The organism is Xanthobacter sp. BG11Y11_SDJG, from assembly GCF_057364445.1.
Window position 1 is genome coordinate 1 of the sequence record NZ_JBNFNU010000484.1, and the last position, 2782, is coordinate 2782.

Annotated in this window: 4 protein-coding genes; all 4 read left to right on the forward strand. The window is 72.5% G+C overall.

The annotated features are described in order from the left end of the window. Positions 1-453, forward strand: a 453-nt coding sequence (locus AC2W7M_RS23235) for a hypothetical protein (protein WP_486135279.1), incomplete at its 5' end; no start/stop codon positions are given. A gap of 156 nt (positions 454-609) precedes the next feature. Further along, positions 610-1530 (forward strand): AAA family ATPase, encoded by a 921-nt coding sequence (locus tag AC2W7M_RS23240; RefSeq protein ID WP_486135285.1) that lies wholly within the window; start codon positions 610-612, stop codon positions 1528-1530. Between the two features lie 125 nt (positions 1531-1655). Next, the gene (locus AC2W7M_RS23245; protein ID WP_486135281.1) at positions 1656-2444 is read left to right on the forward strand and encodes a DUF58 domain-containing protein; all 789 of its coding nucleotides are present in this window, start codon (positions 1656-1658) and stop codon (positions 2442-2444) included. Beyond that, positions 2408-2782: DUF4381 domain-containing protein (locus AC2W7M_RS23250; protein ID WP_486135283.1), on the forward strand; the 375-nt coding region annotated here is incomplete at its 3' end. The genes AC2W7M_RS23245 and AC2W7M_RS23250, both read left to right, overlap by 37 nt.

The following is a 2782-nucleotide window of genomic DNA, read 5'->3' on the forward strand; positions in this document are numbered from 1 at the left end:
GCCCCCGCGCCCGCCGGCATCTCCAGCACCCGGGACGATCACAAGCGCGGCATTCCAGCGCCGGGCGAGGAGCGCGGCCTGAAAATTGGTGGCGAGCGGAAGGATCTGGGCCTGCCCCCGGTGGACCCGGTTCCGTTCAGGTCCCCGTTCAAGGGGATCGACGGCCGGCGCCGGAACGTCCGCTTCAACCTGATCGCCGCAGATGCCGTCTCCGCGTTTTGCGGAGGTCATCAGACCCTCCCCGCCACAGAAGAGTCCGTTACGGCATGTCGACGCGTGGCGGGATGGCAGCCAGGAGCAACCGCCGGCTGCGGCGCCGGGTTGATGGCGCGCGGCCGATTTTACCGGCGCGCGGACCCGAATTCGGCCACGGAGCCGCGACAAAAAGGCCGATCCGTTCGATCGGCCTGCCGCGCGATGGGCGCGCCGGCTTGCGCGGCGCCCCGTCTGTAGCGGTATAAGCTCTGCGACCGACGCCCTTTTTCGCTGGACCCGACCCGCACGATGAATTCGAGCCACGACCCCGCCTTCGCCCGCGACGCCGCCCGTGCCGCCGCGACGCACGACGCCGAGGGGCTGCGGCGCGCCTTCCTGCGGCTCGCGGACTACATGAACAGCTGCATCCTCGGCCAGCGGGCGTTCGTGGAGCTGCTGCTGGTGGCGGTGCTGGCGGACGGGCATCTTCTGGTGGAGGGCGCGCCGGGCCTCGCCAAGACCAAGGCCATCAAGGCGCTGGCGAAGGCCATCGACTGCGACGACCAGCGCATCCAGTTCACGCCGGACCTGCTGCCTTCCGACCTCACGGGCACCGACATCTACCGGCCCGAGGATGGCAGCTTCAATTTCCAGCCGGGCCCGGTGTTCCACAACTTCATCCTCGCCGACGAGATCAACCGCGCCCCCGCCAAGGTGCAGGCGGCCCTCCTGGAAGCCATGGCCGAGCGGCAGGTGACGGTGGGCGGCGTGACCTACGCGCTGCCGAAGCTGTTCCTCGTCATGGCGACGCAGAACCCGATCGAGCAGGAGGGCACCTATCCTTTGCCCGAGGCGCAGCTCGACCGCTTTCTGCTCCAGGTGAAGCTCGGCTACCCCGACCTCGCCGCCGAGCGCGCCATCCTGCGCCTGGTGCGCGGCGAGCAGACCGGCGAGGTGGTCTCCTTCGGCGAGCCTTTGCCCCAGGCCACGATCTTCGCCGCGCGCCAGCAGGCGCTCGCCACCTACATGTCGGAAGCGGTGGAGGAATATCTGCTCCAGTTCGTGTTCGCCACCCGCAATCCCGAGCTTTACGGCGACGAGCTGGCCGGCACGGTGGCATTCGGCGCCAGCCCGCGCGGCACCATCGCGCTCGACCGCTGCGCCCGCGTCCATGCCTGGCTGCGCGGGCGCGACTATGTCACCCCCGAGGACGTGCAGGCGATCGCCAAGGCGACCCTGCGCCACCGGGTGCTGCTGACCTTCGAGGCGCAGGCCGACGGGCTCGACACCGACCGGTTCCTCGATCTGCTCATCGCCCGCGTGCCGGTGAGCTGAGCGCGGGCGCGGGGCGTCGATGAGCGAAATCCGCAAGACCGCCTCCTACGGCCTCGTGGCCGGCTCGACGAGCTGACCGCCGCCGCCCCGGCGGCGACGCCGGCAGCTTCTCGCCCGGCACGCGGGTGCGCACGCGCCAGCTCGGCGGCTATCGCTCCACCTTCCGCGCCGCGGCGATGGAGTTCGACGAGGTGCGCGCCTACCAGCCGGGCGACGACATCCGCACCATCGACTGGCGCGTGACCGCCCGCACCGGGCGCACGCACACCAAGCTGTTCCAGGAGGAGCGCGAGCGGCCGGTCCTGATCCTCGCCGACATGCGCGCGCGCATGCGCTTCGGCACGCGCGACTGCTTCAAGTCGGTGCTGGCGGCGCGCGCGGCGGCGCTGCTGGGCTGGACCTGTGCCGCCGAGGGCGACCGGGTGGGCGGCGTGGTGATCACCCCCTTCTCGGTCGCCTCGCACCGTCCGGAACGCAGCCGCACCGGCCTGCTGCGCTTCATGAAGGCGCTCGCCGACGGCACCCGGGAGGGCTTCGGCCAGCCGGCGCCGAAGGAGGAGCCGCGCCTTGCCGACGCGCTGCTGCGGCTGCGGGCGGCGGCGCGGCCGGGCACGCTGATCTTCCTCGTCAGCGACTTCCACGACTTCGACGAGGCGGCGTCCCGCGAGCTGGGTCGCCTCGCGCTCCAGTCGCAGGTGACCAACCTGTTCGTCCATGACCGCCTGGAGGCCGCCATGCCGGAGCGCGGCGCCTATCCGATCTCGGACGGCGCCGCCGTCGCCATCCTCGACGCCGATGCGGCGGAGGGCCGCGCCGCCTATGCCCGCCGCTTCGCCGCCCGCCGGCCGCGGTGGAGCAGGCGGCGCACCAGCGCGGCATGGCCTTCGTGCCGCTGGAGACCGGCTGCGACCTGAAGGAGGCGCTCCATCCCGAGCGCATGGACGCGCGCGCGCCCCGGCGCGGAGCCCGGCGGCATGACGGACACGCCGATTCCTCGCCCTTCGGGCAGCCGACGGCGCCGGTGTTCGACCGCGACGCGCCGTTCGATCCCATGGCGGCGCTGCGCGACATCCATCTGCCCGACCCGGTGGGCTGGTGGCCGCTGGCGCCCGGCTGGTGGATGCTCGCCGGCCTGCTGGTGCTGCTCGCGGCGGTGGCGGGCGTGCTCGAATGGCGGCGCCGGCAGACGCTCGCCTACCAGGCCGCCCGCGCGCTCGACGCCATCGCCCGCGACCATAAGCGCTATGCCACG